The 21,800-nt window shown below is 71.6% G+C and carries 21 protein-coding genes; 20 read left to right on the top strand and 1 reads right to left on the bottom strand.

Annotated elements, in window-relative coordinates; translation table 11 throughout:
* Window positions 1-164 precede the first annotated feature (164 nt).
* On the bottom strand, window positions 165-548 hold the full coding sequence (locus tag LPA42_RS09135) for a hypothetical protein (RefSeq protein WP_077935660.1): 384 nt from the start codon (window positions 546-548) through the stop codon (window positions 165-167).
* 108 nt (window positions 549-656) lie between these two features.
* Here LPA42_RS09135 and LPA42_RS09140 point away from each other — a divergent pair, with 108 nt between their 5' ends.
* The 20 genes from LPA42_RS09140 (at window position 657) to nuoL (ending at window position 21,739) form a co-directional block, all read left to right on the top strand.
* Window positions 657-1,529, top strand: a complete 873-nt coding sequence (locus LPA42_RS09140; RefSeq protein ID WP_198956416.1) for a helix-turn-helix transcriptional regulator — start codon at window positions 657-659, stop codon at window positions 1,527-1,529.
* Window positions 1,516-1,710 carry a DUF397 domain-containing protein gene (locus LPA42_RS09145; protein WP_077935662.1) on the top strand — a complete coding sequence of 65 codons (195 nt, stop codon included), beginning with the start codon at window positions 1,516-1,518 and terminating at the stop codon, window positions 1,708-1,710. Before LPA42_RS09140 ends, LPA42_RS09145 begins: the two co-directional genes overlap by 14 nt.
* Window positions 1,711-1,892: 182 nt before the next feature.
* Entirely contained in the window at window positions 1,893-3,083 is a 1,191-nt protein-coding gene (gene mqnC / locus LPA42_RS09150; RefSeq protein WP_077935663.1) for a cyclic dehypoxanthinyl futalosine synthase, read from the top strand.
* A gap of 106 nt (window positions 3,084-3,189) precedes the next feature.
* Window positions 3,190-4,365, top strand: a complete 1,176-nt coding sequence (locus LPA42_RS09155) for a hypothetical protein (protein WP_077935664.1) — start codon at window positions 3,190-3,192, stop codon at window positions 4,363-4,365.
* Window positions 4,366-4,859: 494 nt separating this feature from the next.
* Entirely contained in the window at window positions 4,860-6,098 is a 1,239-nt protein-coding gene (locus LPA42_RS09160; RefSeq protein ID WP_077935665.1) for a cell wall anchor protein, read from the top strand.
* Window positions 6,099-6,202: 104 nt separating this feature from the next.
* Window positions 6,203-6,916, top strand: a complete 714-nt coding sequence (locus LPA42_RS09165) for a demethylmenaquinone methyltransferase (RefSeq protein ID WP_077935666.1) — start codon at window positions 6,203-6,205, stop codon at window positions 6,914-6,916.
* 65 nt (window positions 6,917-6,981) lie between these two features.
* Window positions 6,982-7,233 (top strand): hypothetical protein, encoded by a 252-nt coding sequence (locus LPA42_RS09170; protein ID WP_077935667.1) that lies wholly within the window; start codon window positions 6,982-6,984, stop codon window positions 7,231-7,233.
* Between the two features lie 133 nt (window positions 7,234-7,366).
* Window positions 7,367-8,641, top strand: coding sequence for a geranylgeranyl reductase family protein (locus tag LPA42_RS09175; RefSeq protein ID WP_077935668.1), 1,275 nt, complete (start codon window positions 7,367-7,369; stop codon window positions 8,639-8,641).
* Window positions 8,642-8,776: 135 nt separating this feature from the next.
* Window positions 8,777-9,142: an NADH-quinone oxidoreductase subunit A gene (locus LPA42_RS09180; RefSeq protein ID WP_043961418.1), complete on the top strand. Its 366-nt coding sequence runs from the start codon at window positions 8,777-8,779 to the stop codon at window positions 9,140-9,142.
* A gap of 14 nt (window positions 9,143-9,156) precedes the next feature.
* A complete protein-coding gene (locus tag LPA42_RS09185) occupies window positions 9,157-9,834 on the top strand; it encodes an NADH-quinone oxidoreductase subunit B family protein (RefSeq protein WP_007074124.1) in 678 nt (225 codons plus the stop codon).
* Window positions 9,831-10,568, top strand: a complete 738-nt coding sequence (locus tag LPA42_RS09190) for an NADH-quinone oxidoreductase subunit C (protein ID WP_077935669.1) — start codon at window positions 9,831-9,833, stop codon at window positions 10,566-10,568. Before LPA42_RS09185 ends, LPA42_RS09190 begins: the two co-directional genes overlap by 4 nt.
* Window positions 10,565-11,890 carry an NADH-quinone oxidoreductase subunit D gene (locus tag LPA42_RS09195; protein ID WP_077935670.1) on the top strand — a complete coding sequence of 442 codons (1,326 nt, stop codon included), beginning with the start codon at window positions 10,565-10,567 and terminating at the stop codon, window positions 11,888-11,890. The genes LPA42_RS09190 and LPA42_RS09195 overlap by 4 nt, the downstream gene beginning before the upstream one ends.
* The gene (gene nuoE / locus LPA42_RS09200; protein ID WP_077935671.1) at window positions 11,887-12,885 is read left to right on the top strand and encodes an NADH-quinone oxidoreductase subunit NuoE; all 999 of its coding nucleotides are present in this window, start codon (window positions 11,887-11,889) and stop codon (window positions 12,883-12,885) included. The genes LPA42_RS09195 and nuoE overlap by 4 nt, the downstream gene beginning before the upstream one ends.
* The gene (gene nuoF / locus LPA42_RS09205) at window positions 12,882-14,198 is read left to right on the top strand and encodes an NADH-quinone oxidoreductase subunit NuoF (RefSeq protein WP_043961427.1); all 1,317 of its coding nucleotides are present in this window, start codon (window positions 12,882-12,884) and stop codon (window positions 14,196-14,198) included. The genes nuoE and nuoF overlap by 4 nt, the downstream gene beginning before the upstream one ends.
* Window positions 14,198-16,714 (top strand): NADH-quinone oxidoreductase subunit G, encoded by a 2,517-nt coding sequence (locus LPA42_RS09210; RefSeq protein WP_077935672.1) that lies wholly within the window; start codon window positions 14,198-14,200, stop codon window positions 16,712-16,714. Before nuoF ends, LPA42_RS09210 begins: the two co-directional genes overlap by 1 nt.
* A complete protein-coding gene (gene nuoH / locus LPA42_RS09215; RefSeq protein WP_077935673.1) occupies window positions 16,711-18,063 on the top strand; it encodes an NADH-quinone oxidoreductase subunit NuoH in 1,353 nt (450 codons plus the stop codon). Before LPA42_RS09210 ends, nuoH begins: the two co-directional genes overlap by 4 nt.
* 1 nt (window position 18,064) lies before the next feature.
* Window positions 18,065-18,706: an NADH-quinone oxidoreductase subunit NuoI gene (gene nuoI / locus LPA42_RS09220; RefSeq protein ID WP_074475428.1), complete on the top strand. Its 642-nt coding sequence runs from the start codon at window positions 18,065-18,067 to the stop codon at window positions 18,704-18,706.
* Entirely contained in the window at window positions 18,703-19,473 is a 771-nt protein-coding gene (locus LPA42_RS09225) for an NADH-quinone oxidoreductase subunit J (protein ID WP_077935674.1), read from the top strand. The genes nuoI and LPA42_RS09225 overlap by 4 nt, the downstream gene beginning before the upstream one ends.
* Window positions 19,470-19,769 carry an NADH-quinone oxidoreductase subunit NuoK gene (gene nuoK / locus LPA42_RS09230; RefSeq protein ID WP_007074133.1) on the top strand — a complete coding sequence of 100 codons (300 nt, stop codon included), beginning with the start codon at window positions 19,470-19,472 and terminating at the stop codon, window positions 19,767-19,769. The genes LPA42_RS09225 and nuoK overlap by 4 nt, the downstream gene beginning before the upstream one ends.
* Window positions 19,770-19,795: 26 nt before the next feature.
* Window positions 19,796-21,739: an NADH-quinone oxidoreductase subunit L gene (gene nuoL, locus LPA42_RS09235; RefSeq protein WP_077935675.1), complete on the top strand. Its 1,944-nt coding sequence runs from the start codon at window positions 19,796-19,798 to the stop codon at window positions 21,737-21,739.
* Window positions 21,740-21,800: the final 61 nt, after the last annotated feature.

The following is a 21,800-nucleotide window of genomic DNA, read 5'->3' on the forward strand; positions in this document are numbered from 1 at the left end:
GTCCAAGGTCTGGACGGTGCGGCCGGCCCGTGCCCGGCCCGTGCCGCGCCCCGGGCCAGGGCCGGGGCTGGGGCCGGGGCCGGGGTGAATCTTGGAAGATTCCGGCCCCTGGAGGGGCCTCATTCTTCCAAGATCTCCTCTTTTCGAGGGGTGCGACGCGGGCTTCAACCCTTGCGTACGTGTGCCGTCCAGTAGGTGAGGTCCGAGTGGTGCTCCGTGAGGACGACCGGCTCGCCGCAGGCCTCCCCGATCATCTTGGCCGCGTCGTCCAGGTGCGCCGGCTGGTGATCCCAGTCGTCGTCGCAGAACAGGTGCAGGCCGACCTCGCCTCGGTCGTCGCCGAGCGCCTCGGCCGCAGCGGGCGGCACCAGCACCACCGTGTAGCGGGCGGCCTCCCGCTCCGCCTCGGTGGGCGGCTCCGGCTCGTCCCGCCGCCGTCGGCGGAAGCGTTCGATCACCGACGGGATGGGGCCGGGCGAGTCCGCCGGATCGTACGGCCGCAGCCAGGTGGGAGGAGGTGGGGCGGGCCTGGTGCCGAGTGTGTCCACTTCGAGAGTCCTTCGCAATCGGTCGCAAATTGCTCACTCGAATCGCAATTTGCGATTATGATGGTTCGCGTAGGGTCCCGTGTCAATAGCTCTCAGTAAGGGGTGTCGGTGGCGAAGCAGAGCGTGCCGTCGGTGGCCGGACGCGGGTTGAGCGGCGAGTTGCGGCAGCTACGTCGGGGGAGGCGGCTGAAGGGGGCGTCGGTGGCTGTCCAACTTGGCTGGCAGCCGTCGAAGCTCTCCCGGATCGAGACCGGCCAGCAGGGCGTTCGGGTGGAGGAGGTCGCCGCGCTGCTGGCCGTCTACGGCGTGGTCGGGGAGGAGCGCGAGCGGTTGCTGGCGATGGCTGAGCGATCCCGTGACAAGGGCTGGTGGGAGACCCATGGGACGGGTCTGACCGCCTGGTCGCGCACCTTCAACCTGTTCGAAGCCGAGGCGACGCGGGTCGTGAGCTGGCAGCCGCTGCTGGTGCCGGGGTTGCTCCAGCTACCCGAGTACACCATCGCCCTGATGAAGGGTTGCGACGTCGGTGCGGCGGAGGTGGAGACACGCGTGGCTGCCCGGCTGGCGCGTCAGGCGATCCTCGCCCGGGACGATCCGCCAGAGCTGCACATGATCATCGATGAGACCGTGCTGCGCCGGCCGCTCGGCGGTCATCAGCTGATGACTCGTCAGCTTCGACACCTCATCGAGCTGTCCGAGCGGCCCAACCTCAGCCTTCAGGTGGTGCCCCTCGCGTGCGGCGGACACACCGGCCTGGATGGCGGTTCTGTCCTGTTCGATTTCCACCGTCATCCATCCGTGGTGCACTTGGAGCACAAGATCTCGGGCGTCTTCCTGGAGGAGCCCGATCAGGTGGCCGTGTTCCGCCGAGCGGCGGACGCCTTGGCTGCGGTCGCCCTGAGCCCAGCCGATTCGAAGGACATCGTCGCGCGGATCGCGGCGGAGCACGAGCGAGAGGGAGTCTCCGATGACGACGCCTGACCCCTGCGGAGCGACGTGGCGCAAGTCGTCCCGCAGCGGATCCGACAGTGACTGTGTGGAGGTGGCGACGGGCGCGCGGGCGGTGGACGTACGCGACTCGAAGGATCCGGCCGGGCCGGTGCTGGCCTTCGACCGGCGGGCCTGGACCACCTTCGTCGCCGGTCTGCCGGGCCGGGCCTGACCGACCGGCCCCGGCCGTCGCCCCGCTCGCGGAACCCCCTGGACCTTGGACAGTTCCCGTCCGGAGCTGACGGGAACTGTCCAAGATTGGCGTGGATCTCCGGCAGAGTCCGGGTGCGGGACGCGTCACGGCGGCGCGCACCCCTGCGGGCCTGAACGGCTGCCCGGCGTACGCTCGGAGGCGTGACGGTGAGCCGGGAGATCGACGACATCCTGCAACGCGGCGCGGACGGCGGGCGGATCACGCCCGAGGAGGCCCTGCTGCTCTACACCGAGGCGCCCTTCCACGCCCTCGGTGAGGCGGCCGACGCGGTGCGCCGGCGGCGCTACCCCGACAACATCGTCACCTACCTGATCGACCGCAACATCAACTACACGAACGTCTGCGTGACGGCGTGCAAGTTCTGCGCCTTCTACCGTGCGCCCAAGCACAAGGAGGGGTGGACCCACCCGACCGAGGAGATCCTGCGCCGCTGCGGCGAGGCGGTCGAGCTGGGCGCGACCCAGGTCATGCTCCAGGGCGGCCACCACCCCGACTACGGCGTGGAGTACTACGAGGAGCTGTTCTCCTCGGTCAAGCAGGCGTACCCGCAGCTCGCCATCCACTCCATCGGGCCGAGCGAGATCCTGCACATGGCCAAGGTGTCCGGCGTGAGCCTCGACGAGGCGATCGCGCGGATCAAGGCGGCCGGGCTCGACTCGATCGCCGGGGCCGGCGCGGAGATGCTGCCGGACCGGCCGCGCAAGGCGATCGCCCCGCTCAAGGAGTCCGGCGCGCGCTGGCTGGAGGTCATGGAGCTGGCCCACCGGCAGGGCCTGGAGTCGACCGCCACGATGATGATGGGCACCGGCGAGACGGCCGCCGAGCGGATCGAGCACCTGCGGATGATCCGCGACGTGCAGGACCGCACCAAGGGCTTCCGGGCGTTCATCCCGTGGACGTACCAGCCGGAGAACAACCACCTCAAGGGCCGCACCCAGGCGACGACGCTGGAATACCTGCGCCTGGTCGCGGTGTCCCGGCTTTTCTTCGAGACCGTGCCGCACCTGCAGGCGTCCTGGCTGACGACCGGCAAGGACGTCGGCCAGCTCGCCCTGCACATGGGCGTGGACGACCTCGGCTCGATCATGCTGGAGGAGAACGTGATCTCCTCGGCGGGCGCGCGGCACCGGTCCAACCTGCACGAGCTGATCGGCATGATCCGCTCGGCGGACCGCATCCCCGCCCAGCGGGACACCCTCTACCGCCGGCTCGCGGTGCACCACACCCCGGCCGACGACCCGACCGACGACCGGGTGGTCTCGCACTTCTCCTCGATCGCGCTGCCGGGCGGCGGGGTCGGCAAGGCCCTGCCGCTGGTCGACGCCCGCTGACGGGCGCTCCCGGGGGCGGCCCACCCCGGCAGGGGACGGCGAAAAAGGTACGTCGACCGCTAACGTGCGGTCGGCGTACCTTTCGCTCTTTCCACGGGGGAAACTCATGACCTTGCGTTACCGACGGCCGGCGCGGCTCGGCGTCGCCGCCCTGCTCGTGTCCGGCGCGCTCGCCGCCCTCGGCACCCCGGCCCGCGCCGAGGGCGCGGGCACGGACCTCTCGCTCGACGTCGCGGGCACCCGGGTCGCCGCCGGAGTCGAGGGCAAGACCGCCTACATCAAGGTCAGCAACAGGGGTACGAACCCGGCCGCCAACGTCACCGTGAAGGTGGACGTCTCCGACCTCGACCCGCTCGACGCCGAGGCGATCCCGAACGGCGAGGCGTGCGAGGAGATCGGCGAGGACCTCTGGTATTGCGCGCTGCTGGGCGACGACCTGCCGGCCCCCGGCCGGACCGTCGAGGTGCCCCTGCTGGTGTTCAAGAACAACGGCGGCGGCCCCCGCTCGGCTCCGGTCACCTTCACCCTCGCCTCGCCGGACGACACCACCCCGGAGAACAACACCAGGACCGTGCAGGTCGAGTTCACCGAGGAGAGCGGCGTCGACCTGGGCGTCCGCGTCCCGGACGTGACCCGGCACATCCGGCCCGACGAGTACGACCCCGACACCGAGGGTTTCCCCGCCCTGCAACCGGGCCAGACCACGGTGCTCGTCGGCGAGGTCGTCAACCAGGGCGACCTCGCCACGGACGGGCTCCGGCTCACCCTGCTCCTGCCCGAGGGGGTCACCTTCGCGGCCAGGTTCACCGACTGCGCGCACTCCGCCGGCAACCGGAAGGCGACCTGCGAGATCGAGGACCTGCGGCTCGCCGACGGCGGCGACGCCCTGAGCTTCGTGGTGCCGATCACGGTCGACGCCGGCGTGCGGGGGCCGGTCGCCCTCAAGCCCGGCACGGTGACGGCGGAGGCCCTGGGCCAGCTCACGCCGCAGCAGCAGCGCTCGCGCAGGGCGGCGACGCCGGCCCTGCCGTCCGGCCTGAGTCTGGTGCCGGCGCGCGAGGTCGACAGCAGTGACAACAGCGACGACTTCGCCGTGCTCGTCATCGCCCGCAGCGACGGCGGGGGTGGTGGCGACGGCGGCCTGCCGGTGACCGGCCCGCAGGCCGGTCTGATCGGCGGGGTGGGCGCGGCGGTGCTGGCCGTCGGCGGTGCGCTGCTCGTGCTGGCCCGTCGCCGCCGGTTGGTCCTGGTGGCCCCGACGGACGAACAGCGCAACGCCTGAGGACCTGCCGATCGGACCTCACACCGGGTCACCACCCCGGACCGCAGCGTGGCCGGCCGAAAGTCCCGTGACCGGTCGTCGGGAGGGCATTAGTGGTCGCCGTTCGGGGGACGCGCCGGGTTGCGGGCCCGCCCCACAAGCGGCCAATCCCGACAATCCCTGAAGGTGACCGAACGTATGGCCCGGGCATCGTCGGCGCGGGGGGTGGCGGCACCGCCCAGGGGCCGATAACGTGCGGCGCGCACCCTCCGACGCAGGTCGGAGCGGGTCGGCCGGGGTGGAACGGCCGGCGGGCCACATCCTCCATCGGCCCATGAGGGCCGTTCATATAACGCACCGCGGTGAGGGCGGGATGGGCGACCATCCCGCCCTCACTGTCGGTACGGGTCGTGGTCGAAGCGATGAACATCGCGCGCTGCGGCTGGCGCGAACGATCTACCTCGGATAACGTCCGCTCGATTCCGCAACCTCCCTCTTCCTGTCTCGGGGGATCAATGACCTCGTTCCACCGCTCGGCGCTGGCCCGCGTCGGTGCCGCGGCGCTGCTGGCCGCCGGTGGCCTCGCCACCGCCGCCGCCCCGGCGCAGGCGGCCGACCAGGCCGACCTGGCGCTCGTCCCGCTCAGCCAGAACCTGGCCCGGGGCGTGCAGGCGGCCAAGGCCAAGCCGTTCAAGTTCACCGTCGACAACACCCGCAGCTCGGCCGTGGCCCGCGACGTCCGGGTCACCGTGGAGACGAAGGGGCTGACCCAGCGGGTCGGCTTCGTCGTCCCGCAGGGCTGCGACGTCGCCGGCACCGCGTTCACCTGCCTGCTCGGCGACCTGGCCGGCGGCACCACGGAGGACTTCGGCATCCCGCTGTTCAGCGCGGGCCTCCGGGGCAAGGGCGGCGCGCTGAAGGTGACGGTCACCTCGGCGACCGCCGACCCGAACACCGACGACAACACCGAGACCGTCGACATCACCGTGACCCGCCCCGGCTACGACCTCACCTCCTGGGTGCAGGACGGGTACGCCAACGTCGTGGTCGACGGCGCGCAGAACAGCGAGCCGGACCTCAAGCCGATCCCGCGCGGCGGCACGGCCCCGCTGGACTGGGCGGTCTACAACGACGGCAGCCGCAGGGCGACGGGCATCTTCTACATGCTCACCTTGCCGGCCAAGGTCAGCTTCGCGAAGCTGCCCGAGAACTGCGTCGAGCAGGAGATCGGCGGGCTGGCCCAGGCGCTCTGCGAGGACTCCGGCGCGGTGGTGAAGCCGGGCCAGTACTACACCGACGACGTGCAGGTGAAGGTCGCCGACGACGCGGCCGAGCCGGTCCTGCGCCCCGGCGAGCTGTTCGCGTACGGGCTGGACGGGGCGGAGGGCGAGCCCGAGGAGGAGCCGCAGGTCGCCTCCTCGGCGCAGCGTCGCGCCTTCGCCGAGACGGACGACGTCGACAACCAGGCCGTGTTCGACGTGTTCGTGGACCTGTCGGCCCAGCCCAGCCCCACCCCCACCCCGAGCGGTGAGCCGAGCGCCACGCCGACCGCGTCGCCCTCCGGGCAGCCGAGCGTCACGCCCTCGCCGACCACCGGCGGTGGCGGCGGCGGGCTGCCGGTGACCGGCGTGCAGGCCGGCCTGATCGGTGGCGTCGGCGCGGCCGTGCTGCTGGCCGGCGGCGTGCTGCTGGTGCTGGCCCGCCGTCGCCGGGTGGTGCTGGTCACGCCGGGCGACGAGAAGTCGACCGACTGACCCGGAGCACGACAGCCGGTCGGCGGCGTTGCACGACGGTACGGGCGGGGTGGGCGACCACCCCGCCCGTACCGCGTCCGGGCGGCGGCTGGCAGAGTGGAGGGGTGAGCCGTACCCCGCAGGGCCAGCGCGCCAGCCTGGACAAGCAGCCGCACGAGGTCGCCGCGATGTTCGACGGGGTGGCGGCCCGCTACGACCTGACCAACACGGTCCTCTCCTTCGGGCAGGACCGCTCGTGGCGGCGGGCCACCCGGGCGGCCCTGGGGCTCGGCCCCGGCGACCGGGTGCTGGACGTGGGCGCGGGCACCGGCGTCTCCACGGAGGAGCTGTCCCAGTCCGGCGCGTACGCGGTCGGCGCCGACCTCTCCCTCGGCATGCTGCACGCCGGCAAGCGGTCCCGCCCGGCGGTGCCGCTGCTGGCCGGGGACGCGCTGCGGCTGCCCTTCGCCGACGCCAGCTTCGACGCGGTGACCATCTCCTTCGCGCTGCGCAACGTGTCGGACACCGACGCCGCCCTGCGGGAGCTGGCCCGGGTCACCCGCCCCGGCGGCCGGCTGGTGGTCTGCGAGTTCAGCACCCCGGTCAACCCCGCGTTCCGGACGGTCTACCTGTCGTACCTGATGCGGTCGCTGCCGGCGGTGGCCCGCACGGTGTCGAGCAACCCGGAGGCGTACGTCTACCTGGCCGAGTCGATCCGGGCGTGGCCGGACCAGCCGGCCCTGGCCGGGCGGATCGGCGCGACCGGCTGGGAGCGGGTGGCGTGGCGCAACCTCACGGGCGGCGTCGTGGCGCTGCACCGCGCGACCCGCCGCGCCTGACCCGAGTCGCCCACACCTTTCCCAATTGTGGGGAAATAGTCCACTTTGCCGCTTAGGCTCGCGGCATGACCGGAGCGGATCAGGCAGGCGACGCGCCGCCGGACGACGACGCGGCGGAGTTGGTCGCCCAGCTCCGGGACCTGGCCGGTGCCGATCCCGCCGACGTGCGCCGCGTGGTGGCCGAGGTGCTGGCCGCGCTCGACCGGGTGGCCGGCGGCGCGCTGCGCGACCACCTGCCCGAGTCGATCCGGGCCGACGCCGGACTGGACGACGCGGCCGACACCCGGCTGGACGACACGGTCCCCGCCCCGCGCTGACGACCGAAGTGGACCTTGGTGGCCCTCACCTCGGCAAGTTAGGGCCACCTAACCGGGCGCGCGTGTTACGCCGGTCATAGACTCCACCCGACTGGCTTGTGAAGCATTTCACGAGCATGGGGAGGAGGCGCAGATGACCGCGGTGGAGAACGACGCCGACGTGATCGTCGTGGGCGCCGGTCCCGGCGGCTCGGCGACGGCATATCACCTGGCGCGGCACGGCGTGCGGGTGCTGCTGCTGGAGAAGACCGAGTTCCCCCGGGAGAAGGTCTGCGGCGACGGGCTGACCCCGCGCGCGGTCCGGCAGCTCATCCGGATGGGCGTGGACACCTCGACCGAGGCAGGCTGGCTGCACAACCGGGGCCTGCGCGTGATCGGCGGCGGCGTCCGACTGGAGCTGGACTGGCCCGACCTGGCCAGCTTCCCCAACTACGGCCTGGTCCGCACCCGGCTCGACTTCGACGACCTGCTCGCCCAGCGCGCCGTCTCGGCCGGGGCGAAGCTGCGCACCAGCGTGAACGTGACCGGCCCGGTGCTCGACGCCGACGACCGGGTGATCGGCGTGGTGGCCGAGGTCGGCCCGGAGAAGGAGCCCGCCACCTTCCGCGCGCCGCTGGTGGTCGCCGCCGACGGCGTCTCCGGCCGCTTCCCGCTCGCCCTCGGGCTGGCCAAGCGCGAGGACCGGCCGATCGGCGTGGCCGTCCGGCGCTACTACCGCTCGCCCGCCAAGCACGACGACGACTACCTGGAGTCGTGGCTGGAGCTGCGCGGCAAGGGCAACGGCGAGCTGCTGCCCGGCTACGGCTGGATCTTCGGCCTCGGCGACGGGCGGGTCAACGCCGGCCTGGGCATCCTCAACTCCTCCACCGCCTTCGGCAAGACCAACTACCGGCGGCTGCTGACCGACTGGCTGGCCAACACCCCCGAGGAGTGGGGGCTGACCGACGAGACGAACGCCGAGGGGCCGATCCTCGGCGCGGCGCTGCCGATGGGCTTCAACCGGGTGCCGCACTACACCCGGGGCGTCCTGCTGGTCGGCGACTCCGGCGGCATGGTCAACCCGTTCAACGGCGAGGGCATCGCCTACGCGATGGAGTCCGGCGAACTGGCCGCCGAGGTCGCGGTGCAGGCCCTCGCCCGGCCGGCCGGCGCCGAGCGGGAGCGGGCCCTGCTGGCATACCCGCAGGAGCTGAAGGCCCGCTTCGGCGGCTACTACCGGCTCGGCGGCATCTTCGTGAAGCTGATCGGCCGCCCGGAGATCATGCGGGTCGCCACGAAGCACGGCATGCCGCACCCCGCCCTCATGCGCTTCGTGCTCAAGCTGCTGGCCAACCTGACCGACCCGCGCGGCGGGGACGCGATGGACCGGGTCATCAACGCGATGACGAAGGCGGCACCCGCCGTGTGAGCCGTCGGGCCGAGGTCGACGAGGACACCGGCCAGGCAGAGATCGACCCCCGCCGACAGCCGTCGTGAGGGACGTGAATAGTGTGATTTTGGCCCACCACCGCCGAGGGCAGGGAAGGACGAGCAGGAGACCACGATGACGCTCTCGCCTTACGCACCCATTATCGGGCTGTTCGCCCTCGCCGCGGCGTTCTCGCTGTTCTCCGTGGCCGCCGCCCGCTTCGCCGGCCCGCGCCGGTACAACAAGGCCAAGCTCGAGGCGTACGAGTGCGGCATCGAGCCCAGCCCGCAGCCCGTCGGGGGCGGCCGGTTCCCGATCAAGTTCTACCTGACGGCGATGCTCTTCATCGTCTTCGACATCGAGATCATCTTCCTCTACCCCTGGGCGGTCTCGTTCGACGCCCTGCCGATCTTCGGCTTCGTGGAGATGGTCCTGTTCATCGTCGCGGTCTTCGTCGCGTACGCCTATGTGTGGCGGCGCGGCGGCCTGGACTGGGACTGAGGGAGGTACGTCAGATGGGTATCGAGGAGAAGCTTCCCGCCGGCGTCCTGCTCACCTCCGTGGAGAAGCTGGTCAACTGGTCGCGGAAGTCGTCCGTCTGGGGCGCCACCTTCGGCCTGGCCTGCTGCGCCATCGAGATGATGGCCGCCGGTGGCCCGCACTACGACATGGGCCGCTGGGGCATGGAGGTGTTCCGCGCCTCGCCCCGCCAGGCGGACCTGATGATCGTCGCCGGCCGGGTGAGCCAGAAGATGGCCCCGGTCCTGCGCCAGATCTACGACCAGATGGCCGAGCCCCGCTGGGTGCTCTCGATGGGCGTCTGCGCCAGCAGCGGCGGCATGTTCAACAACTACGCCATCGTGCAGGGCGTCGACCACATCGTCCCGGTCGACATGTACCTCCCGGGCTGCCCGCCCCGGCCGGAGATGCTCATCGACGCGATCCTCAAGCTCCGCGAGAAGATCATGTATGAGCCGCTGGGCCCGAACGGCCGCAAGATGCTCCAGGCCCGCCAGGAGCGCGGCGACGTCCCCGTCGTGCCGTACGGCTCGATGCCCTCGTCGTACCGCAACGACAAGGCCCGGCGCGCCGAGTGGACCCGGGCGGTCCGCGAGGGGCGCGAGGAGCAGCTGCGGATCGAGAACTGGATGAACGCGCAGAACCACCTCCACCCGCACGGGGGCCCGAAGTGACCGCACCGAACGACAGGAACAGCACCGGCGGCGTGCCCGTGCCGGTGACGCCGGCCGGGGCCAGCAGCGGCGCGCCGGCCGAGCACCCGCCGTCCAGCCCGGCCGGGCGCGGCATGTTCGGCAACCAGGGCAGCGGCGACGTCTCCGGCTTCGGCGGCCTGGTCCGCCAGCAGCGGCCGATCGAGGAGACCCCCCGGCCGTACGGGGGCTACTTCGACGAGGTCCGCGACGCGCTGGAGGAGGCGTACCCGCACTTCGGCGACGCGATCGAGAAGGTCGTGGTCGACCGGGGTGAGCTGACCCTGCACGTGCGCCCGGAGCGCATCGCTGAGGTCTGCCAGGTGCTGCGCGACGACCTCGCGCTCCGCTTCGAGCTGTGCTCCTCGGTGTCCGGGGTGGACTACCTGGGCGCGGACGAGCGCCGGCTGCACGTGGTCTACCAGCTCACCTCGATGACCTACCGCCGCCGGCTGCGGCTGGAGGCCGCGGTCTCCGTCGAGGCCCCGCACCTGCCGAGCGTCACCGCCGTCTACCCGACCGCCGACTGGCAGGAGCGGGAGGCGTACGACATGTTCGGCATCGTCTTCGACGGCCACCCCAACCTGACCCGGATCCTCATGCCGGACGACTGGGAGGGGCACCCGCAGCGCAAGGACTACCCGCTCGGCGGCGTGCCCGTCGAGTACAAGGGCGCGGAGATCCCGCCGCCGGACCGACGGAGGTCGTACCAGTGACGACGTCGAACTACGCCACCGAGCGCGAGACGACCGAGGGCAAGGTCTTCACCGTCACCGGTGGGGACTGGGACCAGGTGGTCTCCGGCACGGACCCGATCAACGACGAGCGGATCGTCGTCAACATGGGTCCGCAGCACCCGTCGACCCACGGCGTGCTCCGGCTGATCCTGGAGCTGGAGGGCGAGACCGTCCGCGAGGCCCGGTCGGTCGTCGGCTACCTGCACACGGGCATCGAGAAGAACCTCGAATACCGCAACTGGGTGCAGGGTTCGACGTTCGTGACCCGGATGGACTACCTCTCCCCGATCTTCAACGAGACGGCGTACAGCCTCGCGGTGGAGAAGCTGCTCGGCATCACCGACGACGTGACCGAGCGGGCCACCACGATCCGGGTCCTGATGATGGAGCTCAACCGGATCTCGTCGCACCTGGTCTGGCTGGCCACCACCGGCATGGAGCTGGGCGCGATCTCGATCATGCTGTACGGCTTCCGCGAGCGGGAGTACATCCTCGACATCTTCGAGACCATCACCGGCCTGCGGATGAACCACGCGTACGTCCGGCCGGGCGGCGTGGCGCAGGACGTCCCGGACGACGCGATCCGCAAGATCCGCGACTTCCTGAAGATGATGCCGAAGAAGCTCAAGGAGTACGAGGACCTCCTCTCCGGCCAGCCGATCTGGACCGAGCGCACCAAGCACGTGGCGGTGCTCGACGTGACCGGCTGCCTGGCGCTGGGCGTCACCGGCCCCGTGCTGCGCTCCGCCGGCCTCGCCTGGGACCTGCGCAAGACGATGCCGTACTGCGGCTACGAGTCCTACGAGTTCGACGTGCCCACCCACCCGGACGGCGACGTCTGGGGCCGCTACCTGGTGCGGCTGGCCGAGATCCGGGAGTCGCTGAAGCTCGTCGAGCAGGCGCTGGACCGGCTCAAGCCGGGCCCGGTGATGGTGGCCGACCGCAAGATCGCCTGGCCGGCGCAGCTCGCCATCGGCGTGGACGGCATGGGCAACTCGCTGGAGCACGTCGCCAAGATCATGGGCCAGTCGATGGAGTCCCTGATCCACCACTTCAAGCTCGTCACCGAGGGCTTCCGGGTTCCGCCGGGCCAGGTGTACGTCGGCATCGAGTCCCCCCGGGGCGAGCTGGGCGTGCACGCGGTCTCCGACGGCGGCACCCGGCCCTACCGGGTGCACTACCGGGAGCCGAGCTTCGTCAACCTCCAGGCCCTCCCGGCGATGGCCGAGGGCGGCCTGATCGCCGACGTGATCGCCGGCGGCGCCTCGCTGGACCCCGTGATGGGTGGTTGTGACCGATGACGACGACTTTCACTGAGCAGACGCGGGAGCGGGCGCGCGAGATCATCGCCCGCTATCCGGCCGACCGGTCCCGGTCGGCGCTGCTGCCGCTGCTGCACCTGGTGCAGTCGGAGGAGGGGTACGTCTCCCCGGCCGGCGTCGAGTTCTGCGCCGAGGTGCTCGGCCTGAACAAGGCCCAGGTCGGCGCGGTCGCCACCTTCTACACGATGTACAAGCGCCGGCCGACCGGTGACTACCTGGTCAGCGTCTGCACCAACACGATGTGCAACGTGCTGGGCGGGCAGCAGGTCTACGACACCCTCGCCGAGCACCTGGGCGTCGGGCACGACGAGACCACCGCCGACGGCAAGGTCACCCTGGAGCACGCCGAGTGCCTCGCGGCCTGCGACTACGGCCCCGTCATGACGGTCAACTACGACTTCTTCGACGGCGTCGACCCGCAGACCGCGGTCGGGGTGGTCGAGGAGCTGCGGGCCGGCGGCCGGCCGATGCCGACCCGGGGCGCGCGGCTCTGCACGCTGAAGGAGATGTCGGTGCAGCTCGCCGGCTTCGCCGACGAGCGCGAGGGCGCGGTCGCCGACGGCGGCCCGGGCGAGCCCACCCTGCGGGGCCTGCGGCTGGCCGAGCAGCACGGCATCTCGGTGCCGGGCTACGACCCGAGCACCCCGATCCGGAGCAAGGCCGAGGCCGACCGGGCCGCCGCCGAGGCGAAGGCCAAGGCGGACGCCGAGAAGGCGAAGGCCGACGCTGACAAGGCCGCCGCCGAGGCCAAGGCCCAGGCCGCGAAGCCGGCTCCGGCAGCCGAGCCCGAGCCCGCGCCGGCCGCGCCCGGGGTGGCGGTGCCGGTCGACGGGGCGCCCCCGGTCCCGCGCGACGCCCAGCAGGCCCAGGCCGCGGGCGCCGCCGCGAACCCGCCGGCCGGCGACCGCAAGCCCGCCGGCGACGACGCCGAAGCCCAGGAGCGCTCCCTCAAGGAAGCGGAGGCCCAGCAGTGACGACTCCCCGGCCGGAGACCCTGGCCAAGCTCACCCCCGTGCTCACCAAGCGTTGGCTGTCGCCGGACGCCTGGCGAATCGGCACCTACGAGAAGCTCGACGGCTACGCCGCCCTGCGCAAGGCGCTCAAGGCGCACCCGGACGACCTGATCCAGCTCATCAAGGACTCCGGGCTGCGCGGTCGCGGCGGCGCGGGCTTCCCGACCGGCCTGAAGTGGGGCTTCATCCCGCAGGGCGACGGCAAGCCGCACTACCTGGTGGTCAACGCCGACGAGGGCGAGCCGGGCACCTGCAAGGACCTGCCGCTGATGACCCACGACCCGCACTCGCTGGTCGAGGGCGTGATCATCGGGTCGTACGCGATCCGGGCCAGCCGGGCGTACATCTACATCCGGGGCGAGGCGGTGCACGCCGCGCGTCGGCTGCGCAGCGCCGTCCAGGAGGCGTACGCCAAGGGCTACCTCGGGCGCAACATCCTCGGCTCCGGGTTCGACCTGGACCTGGTGGTGCACTCGGGCGCGGGGGCGTACATCTGCGGCGAGGAGACCGCGCTGCTGGACTCGCTGGAGGGCTTCCGGGGCCAGCCCCGGCTGCGCCCGCCGTTCCCGGCGACCCACGGCCTGTACGCCAGCCCCACCGTGGTCAACAACGTCGGCACCATCGCCAGCGTGCCGTACATCGTGCTCGGCGGGGCCGACTGGTGGAAGACCATGGGCACGGAGAAGTCGTCCGGGCCGATGATCTACTCGCTCTCCGGCCGGGTCGCCAACCCCGGCCAGTACGAGTGCACGATGGGCGTCACGCTGCGCGAGCTGCTGGAGCTGGCTGGCGGGATGCAGCCGGGCCACAACCTGCGGTTCTGGACCCCGGGCGGCTCGTCCACCCCGCTGCTCACCGCCGAGCACCTGGACGTGCCGCTGGACTTCGAGGGGGTGGCGGCGGCCGGCTCGATCCTGGGCACCACGGCCACCCAGCTCTTCTCCGACCAGGACTGCCCGGTCTACGCGACCTACCGGTGGCTGGAGTTCTACCACCACGAGTCGTGCGGCAAGTGCACCCCGTGCCGCGAGGGCAACTACTGGATGGTCCGGGTCTACCGGCGGATCCTCGCCGGCCAGGGCACCCACGAGGACCTGGACACCCTGCTCGACACCTGCGACAACATCCTCGGCCGCTCGTTCTGCGGCCTGGGTGACGGTGCGACCAGCTCGGTGACCTCGTCGCTGAAGTACTTCAAGCAGGACTACCTCGACTACATCGAGGGACGTACCGCGCCGAAGCTGTCGGACAAGCAGCTGGTGGGAGCGCACTAATGACCGACGTAGCGAAGCAGACCGAGACCGTCACCCTCACGATCGACGGCGTCGAGGTCACCGCACCCAAGGGTGCGCTGCTGATCCGGGTCGCCGAGCAGCTGGGCACCGAGATCCCGCGCTTCTGCGACCACCCGCTGCTGGCCCCGGCCGGCGCGTGCCGACAGTGCCTGGTCGAGGTGGAGGGCCAGCGCAAGCCGGTGGCCTCCTGCACCCAGACCGTCGCCGAGGGCATGGTGGTGCGCACCCAGCTCACCTCGCCGGTCGCCAAGAAGGCGCAGGAGGGGGTCATGGAGCTGCTGCTCATGAACCACCCCCTCGACTGCCCGATGTGTGACAAGGGCGGCGAGTGCCCGCTGCAGAACCAGGCGATGTCCACCGGCCGCACGGACTCCCGGTTCCACGAGCACAAGCGGGAGTACCCCAAGCCGCTGCCGATCAGCACCCAGGTGCTGCTCGACCGCGAGCGCTGCGTGCTCTGCCAGCGCTGCACCCGGTTCTCCGAGGAGATCGCGGGCGACAAGTTCATCGACCTGATGGGCCGGTCGTCCGCCGAGGAGATCAACATCTACCGGGACGAGGAGTACGGCGCGGAGGCCGGCGAGGACAGCGGCGACGTCCCGTTCAACTCCTACTTCTCCGGCAACACCGTGCAGATCTGCCCGGTGGGCGCGCTCACCGGCGCGCAGTACCGGTTCCGGGCCCGCCCGTTCGACCTGGTCTCCAGCCCCAGCGTCTGCGAGCACTGCTCGGCCGGCTGCGCCCAGCGCACCGACTGGCGGCGTGGCAAGGTGCTGCGCCGGCTGGCCGGCGACGACCCGCAGGTCAACGAGGAGTGGAACTGCGACAAGGGCCGTTGGGGCTTCCAGTACACCCGCGCGTTCGACCGGATCACCAACCCGCTCGTGCGCGACGCCGAGACCGGTGAGCTGCGCGAGGCGTCGTGGAGCGAGGCGCTGACCGTCGCCGCCGAGGGGCTGGCCGCGGCCCGGGACTCCGCCCGGGGCACGGCGGTGCTGACCGGCGGCCGGCTCACCGTCGAGGACGCCTACGCGTACGCGAAGTTCGCCCGGGTCGCCCTGCACACCAACGACATCGACTTCCGGGCCCGGCCGGTCTCCCGTGAGGAGTCCGACTTCCTGGCCAGCTCCGTCGCCGGGCGCACCGACGTCACCTACGCGGACGTGGAGAACGCCCCGGCCGTGGTGCTCGTCGGCCTGGAGCCGGAGGAGGAGTGCCCGATCCTCTTCCTGCGGCTGCGCAAGGCGTACCTGAAGAAGAAGCTGACGGTGTACGCGATCGCGCCGTTCGCCACCCGCGGCCTGGAGAAGCTCGGGGCCAAGCTGGCCCGGGTGGTGCCGGGCGAGGAGGCGAGCGTGCTCGCCGAGCACGCCACGGTGGCCGAGGCGCTGAGCACCCCCGGCGCGATCCTGATCGTCGGCGAGCGGCTGGGCGAGGTGCCCGGCGGCCTGTCGGCGGCGGCGGACGTGGCCCGGCGTACGGGCGCGAAGCTGGCCTGGGTGCCGCGGCGCGCGGGCGACCGGGGCGCGGTCGACGCGGGCTGCCTGCCTAACCTGCTCCCCGGCGGCCGTCCGGTCACCGAGCCGGCCGCGCGGGCCGAGCTGGGCGAGGCGTGGGACATCCCGGCCGGCGTGATCCCGAGCCAGGCCGGCCGGGACACCGACGCCATCCTCGCGGCGGCGGCGGGCGACCAGCTCGGCGCGCTGGTGGTCGCCGGCGTCGACCCGGCCGACCTGGCCGACCCCCGGCTGGCCGAGCAGGCCCTGGACGCGGTGCCGTTCCTGGTCAGCCTGGAGCTGCGGATGAGCGCGGTGGCCCGCCGGGCCGACGTGGTCCTCCCGGTCGCCCCGGTGGTCGAGAAGGCCGGCAGTTTCCTGGACTGGGAGGGTCGCCTGCGGCCCTTCGAGGCGGTCCTGCACACCGCCGCGATGACCGACGGCCGGGTGCTCGACGCCCTCGCCGCGCTGCTCGACGTGCAGCTCGGCACCGGCGACGTGCTCAGCGTCCGCCGCGAGCTGGGCAGCCTGCCGCCGACCCGGGCCGACCGGCCGTCCACGCCGTCGGTGCAGCCGGCCACGGTGCCGCAGCCCGACGCCGGGGAGGCCGTGCTGGCCACCTGGCACCAGCTCGTCGACCTGGGCAGCCTGACCGACGGCGACGAGCACCTCGGCGGCACCGCCCGCCCGCCGGTGGCCCGGCTGGGCAAGGGCACCGCGGAGGCCCTCGGCGTCGCCGACGGCGACCCGGTGACGGTGGGCACCGACCGGGGGGCCATCACCCTGCCGGCGGCGATCACCGAGATGCCCGACGGCGTCGTCTGGCTGCCGACCAACTCACCCGGCTCCACCGTCCGGCGCGGCCTCGGCGCGACGTCCGGCACGGTGGTGCGGATCTCCGCCGCCACGGCGACCGGACCGGCCCCGGCCGGCGAGGTCGCCGCCGACGCGGCCGGCCGCCCGGGTCCCCTCCTCAACTCCGGGGGTGTTTCCCAGTGAACGCGGTCTACCTCGCGCAGGACCCGACGCTGGCCGACTTCGGCAAGGACCCGTGGTGGCTGGTCCTGATCAAGGTCCTGTTCGCCTTCGTCTTCGGCCTGCTGGCCACGCTGCTCGGCGTCTGGTTCGAGCGGCGGGTCGTCGGCTACATGCAGGTGCGGCCCGGCCCCAACCAGGTCGGCCCGTTCGGCCTGCTGCAGACCCTCGCCGACGGCCTGAAGATGGCCTTCAAGGAGGACATCCTCCCGAAGGCGGCGGACAAGGTCGTCTACTTCTTCGCCCCGGTCATCTCGGTGGTCTGCGCGGTCACCGCGCTGTCGGTGATCCCGTTCGGCCCGATGGTGAGCATCTTCGGCCACCGGACGCCGCTGCAGGTCACCGACGTGCCGGTGGCGGTGCTGGTGCTGCTGGCCTGCTCGTCGCTGGCCGTCTACGGCATCGTGCTCGGCGGCTGGGCGTCCGGGTCGACGTACCCGCTGCTCGGCGGCCTGCGCTCCAGCGCCCAGATGATCTCGTACGAGGTCGCGATGGGGCTGAGCATCGTGGCGGTGTTCATGACCGCCGGGACGATGTCGACCAGCGGAATCGTCGCCGCCCAGGGCGACGCCACCCGGTTCACCATCGCCGGCGTCGAGGTGCCGGCCCCCGGCTGGTACGCGATCCTGCTGCTGCCGAGCTTCATCATCTTCTTCATCGCCACCGTCGGCGAGACCAACCGGGCGCCGTTCGACCTCCCCGAGGCCGAGTCGGAGCTGGTCGCCGGCTTCATGACGGAATACAGCTCGCTGAAGTTCGCGCTCTTCATGCTCAGCGAGTACGTGGCGATGGTGACCATGTCCGCGGTCACCACGACGCTGTTCCTCGGCGGCTGGCGGGCCCCCTGGCCGATCACGCTGTGGGCGGACGCCAACACCGGCTGGTGGCCGATGCTCTGGTTCTTCGGCAAGGTCCTGGCGCTGGTCTTCGTCTTCGTCTGGCTGCGGGGCACCCTGCCCCGGCTCCGCTACGACCAGTTCATGCGGTTCGGCTGGAAGGTGCTGCTGCCGATCAACCTGGTCTGGATCCTGGTCCTGGCCGGCCTGCGCTCGATCGAGGGCTGGCAGACCCGGGACCGGCTGCTCGCCACGGGCCTCGGCGCGGGTGTGCTGCTGCTGGTGACGCTGCTGTGGCCGAGCCGTAAGAAGGAGCCGCGGCCGACGCTGCAGGAGCAGGTCAACAGCCGCCCGCACGGCAGCTTCCCGCTGCCACCGATGGACCTGCAAGTGCCACCGAGCCCGCGCACCAAGCGCGTGGTCGCCGAGCGGGAGCCGGCCAACATCGCCGCCGGCTCGGACTCCAGGGAGGTGTGACGTGGGCGCGATCACCGGAACGTTCAAGGGCTTCGGGGTCACCTTCTCGCACATGTTCAGGAAGGTCGTCACGACCGACTACCCGTTCAAGCCGCCGGTCTCGGCGCCGCGCTACCACGGGCGGCACATCCTCAACCGGCACCCGGACGGCCTGGAGAAGTGCATCGGCTGCGAGCTGTGCGCCTGGGCCTGCCCGGCCGACGCGATCTACGTCGAGGGCGGGGACAACACCGAAGAGAACCGGCTGTCCCCGGGTGAGCGGCACGCGTCGATCTACCAGATCAACTACGCCCGCTGCATCTTCTGCGGGCTCTGCATCGAGGCCTGCCCGACCCGGTCGCTCACCATGAGCAACGAGTACGAGCTGGCCCGGGACAACCGGCAGGACCTGATCTTCACGAAGGAGCAGCTGCTCGCGCCGCTGCTGCCGGGCATGGAGCAGCCGCCGCACCCGATGCGGCTCGGCGACAGCGAGAAGGACTACTACGTCGGCGCGCTGAGCAACCCGGGCACGTCGGCCGGTGCCGAGCACGCGGCGAACAGCCCGGGTCGCTACCAGGTCGAGGAGCACCCCGGGGTGACCTTCCCCGGCGCCGAGCAGCAGGCCCAGCGGGCGGCGGCGGGCAAGGGGGACGAGGCATGACCACGCAGACGGTGCTCGCCGCGGCGGGCGGGGTCTCCGGCGGCGAGGAGGTCACCTTCTGGATCCTCGCCCCGCTGGCGCTGCTCGGCGCGATCGGCATGATCGCGGCCCGCAACGCCGTGCACTCGGCGCTCTGGCTGGTGCTGACGATGCTCTGCCTGGGCGTCTTCTACGTCCTGCAGGCCGGGCCGTTCATCGGCATGGTGCAGATCATCGTCTACACCGGCGCGATCATGATGCTCTTCCTGTTCGTGCTGATGCTGGTCGGCCGGGACGCCTCGGACTCACTGATCGAGACCCTGCGCGGCCAGCGGGTCGCCGCCGTGGTGCTCGGGCTCGGCTTCGCCGGCCTGGTCGGCGGCGGCCTCTACCGGGGCCTCGGTGGCGTCTCGGCGGTCGGCCTGGAGCAGGCCAACGCCGAGGGCAACGTGCAGGGCATCGCCCGGCTGCTGTTCACCAAGTACGTCTTCGCCTTCGAGCTGACGTCGGCGCTGCTGATCACCGCGGCGGTCGGCGCGATGGTGCTGGCGCACATCGAGCGGCGGCGGGAGGACAAGATGGACCAGATCGCCACCATGAAGGCCCGCTTCGCCCCAGGCAACTACCCCGGCCCGAAGCCCGGCCCGGGTGTCTTCGCCACCTCGTCCTCGGTGGCCACGCCGGCCCGCCTGCCCGACGGCCGGCTGACCGAGCGCAGCATCCCGGAGATCCTGCCGGCCCGGGAGCTGACCGCCGAGGAGACCACGCTGAAGGGGACGGACCGATGACCCCGGACTACTACCTGGTGCTCGCCGCGGTGCTGTTCACCATCGGTGCGGTGGGGGTGCTCGTCCGCCGGAACGCGATCGTGCTGTTCATGTGCGTCGAGCTGATGCTGAACGCGGCCAACCTGACCCTGGTCACCTTCAGCCGGATCAACGGTGACCTGAACGGCCAGATCATGTCGTTCTTCGTGATGGTGGTGGCCGCGGCGGAGGTCGTGGTCGGCCTCGCGATCATCATGTCCATCTTCCGGACCCGGCGCTCGGCCAGCGTCGACGACGCCAACCTGCTGAAGTACTAAGGGGCCCTGCGGTGGGAACGATTCTGATGAACGCCCCGGCTGAGCCGGCAGGTGACGTCGCCTACGCTGCGGCGAGCGGCCTGCTGGGCAGCTTCTGGCTGCTGGTGGCGATTCCGCTGGCCAGCGCGGCGGTCCTGCTGCTGCTGGGCCGGCGGGCCGACCGGTGGGGGCACTGGCTCGGGGTGGCCGCGATCGGGGCCTCCTTCGTGCTCGGCCTGACCTACTTCTTCCAGCTCCGTGGCCTGGAGAACAAGTCGGCGGAGCTGAGCCTGTGGGACTTCATCGCCGTCGGTGACCTGCACGTGGACTTCGGCCTGCTGTTCGACCCGCTGGCCGCGGTCTTCGTCCTGCTGATCACCGGGGTGGGTTTCCTGATCCACCTGTACGCGGTCGAGTACATGGCGCACGACGAGGGTCGGCGGCGGTTCTTCGCCTACTTCAACCTCTTCGTCGCCGCGATGCTCCTGCTGGTGCTCGGCAACAACTACGTGATGCTCTACTTCGGCTGGGAGGGCGTCGGCCTGGCGTCGTACCTGCTGATCTCCTTCTGGTACGGCCGGCCGAGCGCGGCCACCGCCGGCAAGAAGGCGTTCCTGATGAACCGGGTCGGCGACGCCGGCCTGGCCATCGGCATCTTCATCATGTTCGCCACCCTAGGCACCACCCAGTACGACGAGGTGTTCAACGGGGTCGGCTCGCTGACCGGCACCACGGTGCTGGTGCTCGGCCTGCTGCTGCTGCTCGGCGCGGCCGGCAAGTCCGGCCAGTTCCCGCTGCAGGCGTGGCTGCCGGACGCGATGGAGGGCCCGACCCCGGTGTCGGCGCTCATCCACGCCGCCACCATGGTCACCGCCGGCGTCTACCTGATCGCCCGGTCCAACCCGGTCTTCTCGGCCAACTCGACGCTCCAGCTCGTGGTGGTCAGCGTCGGCGCGCTGACCCTGCTGCTCGGTTGCATCATCGGCGCGGCCAAGGACGACATCAAGCGGGTGCTGGCCTGGTCGACGGTCAGCCAGATCGGCTACATGTTCCTCGGCGTCGGCCTCGGCGGCGGGGCGTACGCCCTGGCGATCATCCACCTGCTGGCGCACGGCTTCTTCAAGGCCAACATGTTCCTCGGCGCCGGCTCGGTCATGCACGGCATGAACGACCAGGTGGACATCCGCCGCTTCGGCGGGCTGTCGAAGTACATGAAGGTCACCTGGATCACGTTCATGATGGGCTGGCTGGCCATCATCGGCCTGCCGCCGCTGTCCGGCTACTTCTCCAAGGAGCCGATCATCGTCGCCGCCTTCACGCGCGACGACTGGACGGCGTGGCTGTTCGGCGGCGCGGCGCTGCTCGGCGCGGGGCTCACCGCGTTCTACATGACCCGGCTGTTCGTCCTCACCTTCCACGGCCCGAAGCGGTGGACCGAGGACATCGAGCACCCGCACGAGTCGCCGAAGCTGATGACGATCCCGCTGATCCTGCTGGCGATCGGCTCGGTGGTCGCCGGTGGCCTGATGGTGTGGAACGACGGCCTGGCCTCCTGGCTGACGCCGGTGCTCGGCGAGGCCGGCGAGGAGCACCACGCCGTGCTGTCGCACACGGTGATCACGATCCTGTCGCTGGTCGTCACGATCGCCGGGGCCGGGCTCGCCTGGTCGCTGTTCCGCAACGGCACGGCCACCGAGCCGCAGCCGGCGGGTGTGCTGGTCACCGCCGCCCGGCGCAACCTCTACACCGACGCCTTCAACGAGGCGGTCTTCGAGAAGCCGGGGATCTTCCTCACCCGGGCGCTGGTCTTCCTCGACAACCGGGGCATCGACGGGCTGGTCAACGGCCTCGCCGCCGCCGTGGGCGGGGGCTCCGGCCGACTCCGGCGGCTGCAGACCGGCTTCGTCCGGTCGTACGCGACGTCCATCCTGACCGGCGCGCTGCTGGTGGTGGCGGCGTTCCTGGCCGTGCAGGCGGGGTGGCTGGCGTGATCGACCTCTCTACGGCCGCCCCCGCCGGCGGACCACGCAGTGACGACGGAGGTAAGGCCGC

It is taken from the genome of Micromonospora sp. DH13 (assembly GCF_020873825.1).
Classification (GTDB): Bacteria; Actinomycetota; Actinomycetes; order Mycobacteriales; family Micromonosporaceae; genus Micromonospora; species Micromonospora haikouensis.

Excerpts from the sequence above, each read along its gene's own strand:
- LPA42_RS09210 (WP_077935672.1), top strand. The coding sequence starts at position 14,198 with ATGACCGACGTAGCGAAGCAGACCGAGACCGTCACCCTCACGATCGAC.
- LPA42_RS09180 (WP_043961418.1), top strand. The coding sequence starts at position 8,777 with ATGACGCTCTCGCCTTACGCACCCATTATCGGGCTGTTCGCCCTCGCC.
- LPA42_RS09185 (WP_007074124.1), top strand. The coding sequence starts at position 9,157 with ATGGGTATCGAGGAGAAGCTTCCCGCCGGCGTCCTGCTCACCTCCGTG.
- LPA42_RS09160 (WP_077935665.1), top strand. The coding sequence starts at position 4,860 with ATGACCTCGTTCCACCGCTCGGCGCTGGCCCGCGTCGGTGCCGCGGCG.
- LPA42_RS09225 (WP_077935674.1), top strand. The coding sequence starts at position 18,703 with ATGACCACGCAGACGGTGCTCGCCGCGGCGGGCGGGGTCTCCGGCGGC.
- LPA42_RS09145 (WP_077935662.1), top strand. The coding sequence starts at position 1,516 with ATGACGACGCCTGACCCCTGCGGAGCGACGTGGCGCAAGTCGTCCCGC.
- LPA42_RS09170 (WP_077935667.1), top strand. The coding sequence starts at position 6,982 with ATGACCGGAGCGGATCAGGCAGGCGACGCGCCGCCGGACGACGACGCG.
- nuoE (WP_077935671.1), top strand. The coding sequence starts at position 11,887 with ATGACGACGACTTTCACTGAGCAGACGCGGGAGCGGGCGCGCGAGATC.
- LPA42_RS09155 (WP_077935664.1), top strand. The coding sequence starts at position 3,190 with ATGACCTTGCGTTACCGACGGCCGGCGCGGCTCGGCGTCGCCGCCCTG.
- nuoK (WP_007074133.1), top strand. The coding sequence starts at position 19,470 with ATGACCCCGGACTACTACCTGGTGCTCGCCGCGGTGCTGTTCACCATC.
- nuoL (WP_077935675.1), top strand. The coding sequence starts at position 19,796 with ATGAACGCCCCGGCTGAGCCGGCAGGTGACGTCGCCTACGCTGCGGCG.
- LPA42_RS09175 (WP_077935668.1), top strand. The coding sequence starts at position 7,367 with ATGACCGCGGTGGAGAACGACGCCGACGTGATCGTCGTGGGCGCCGGT.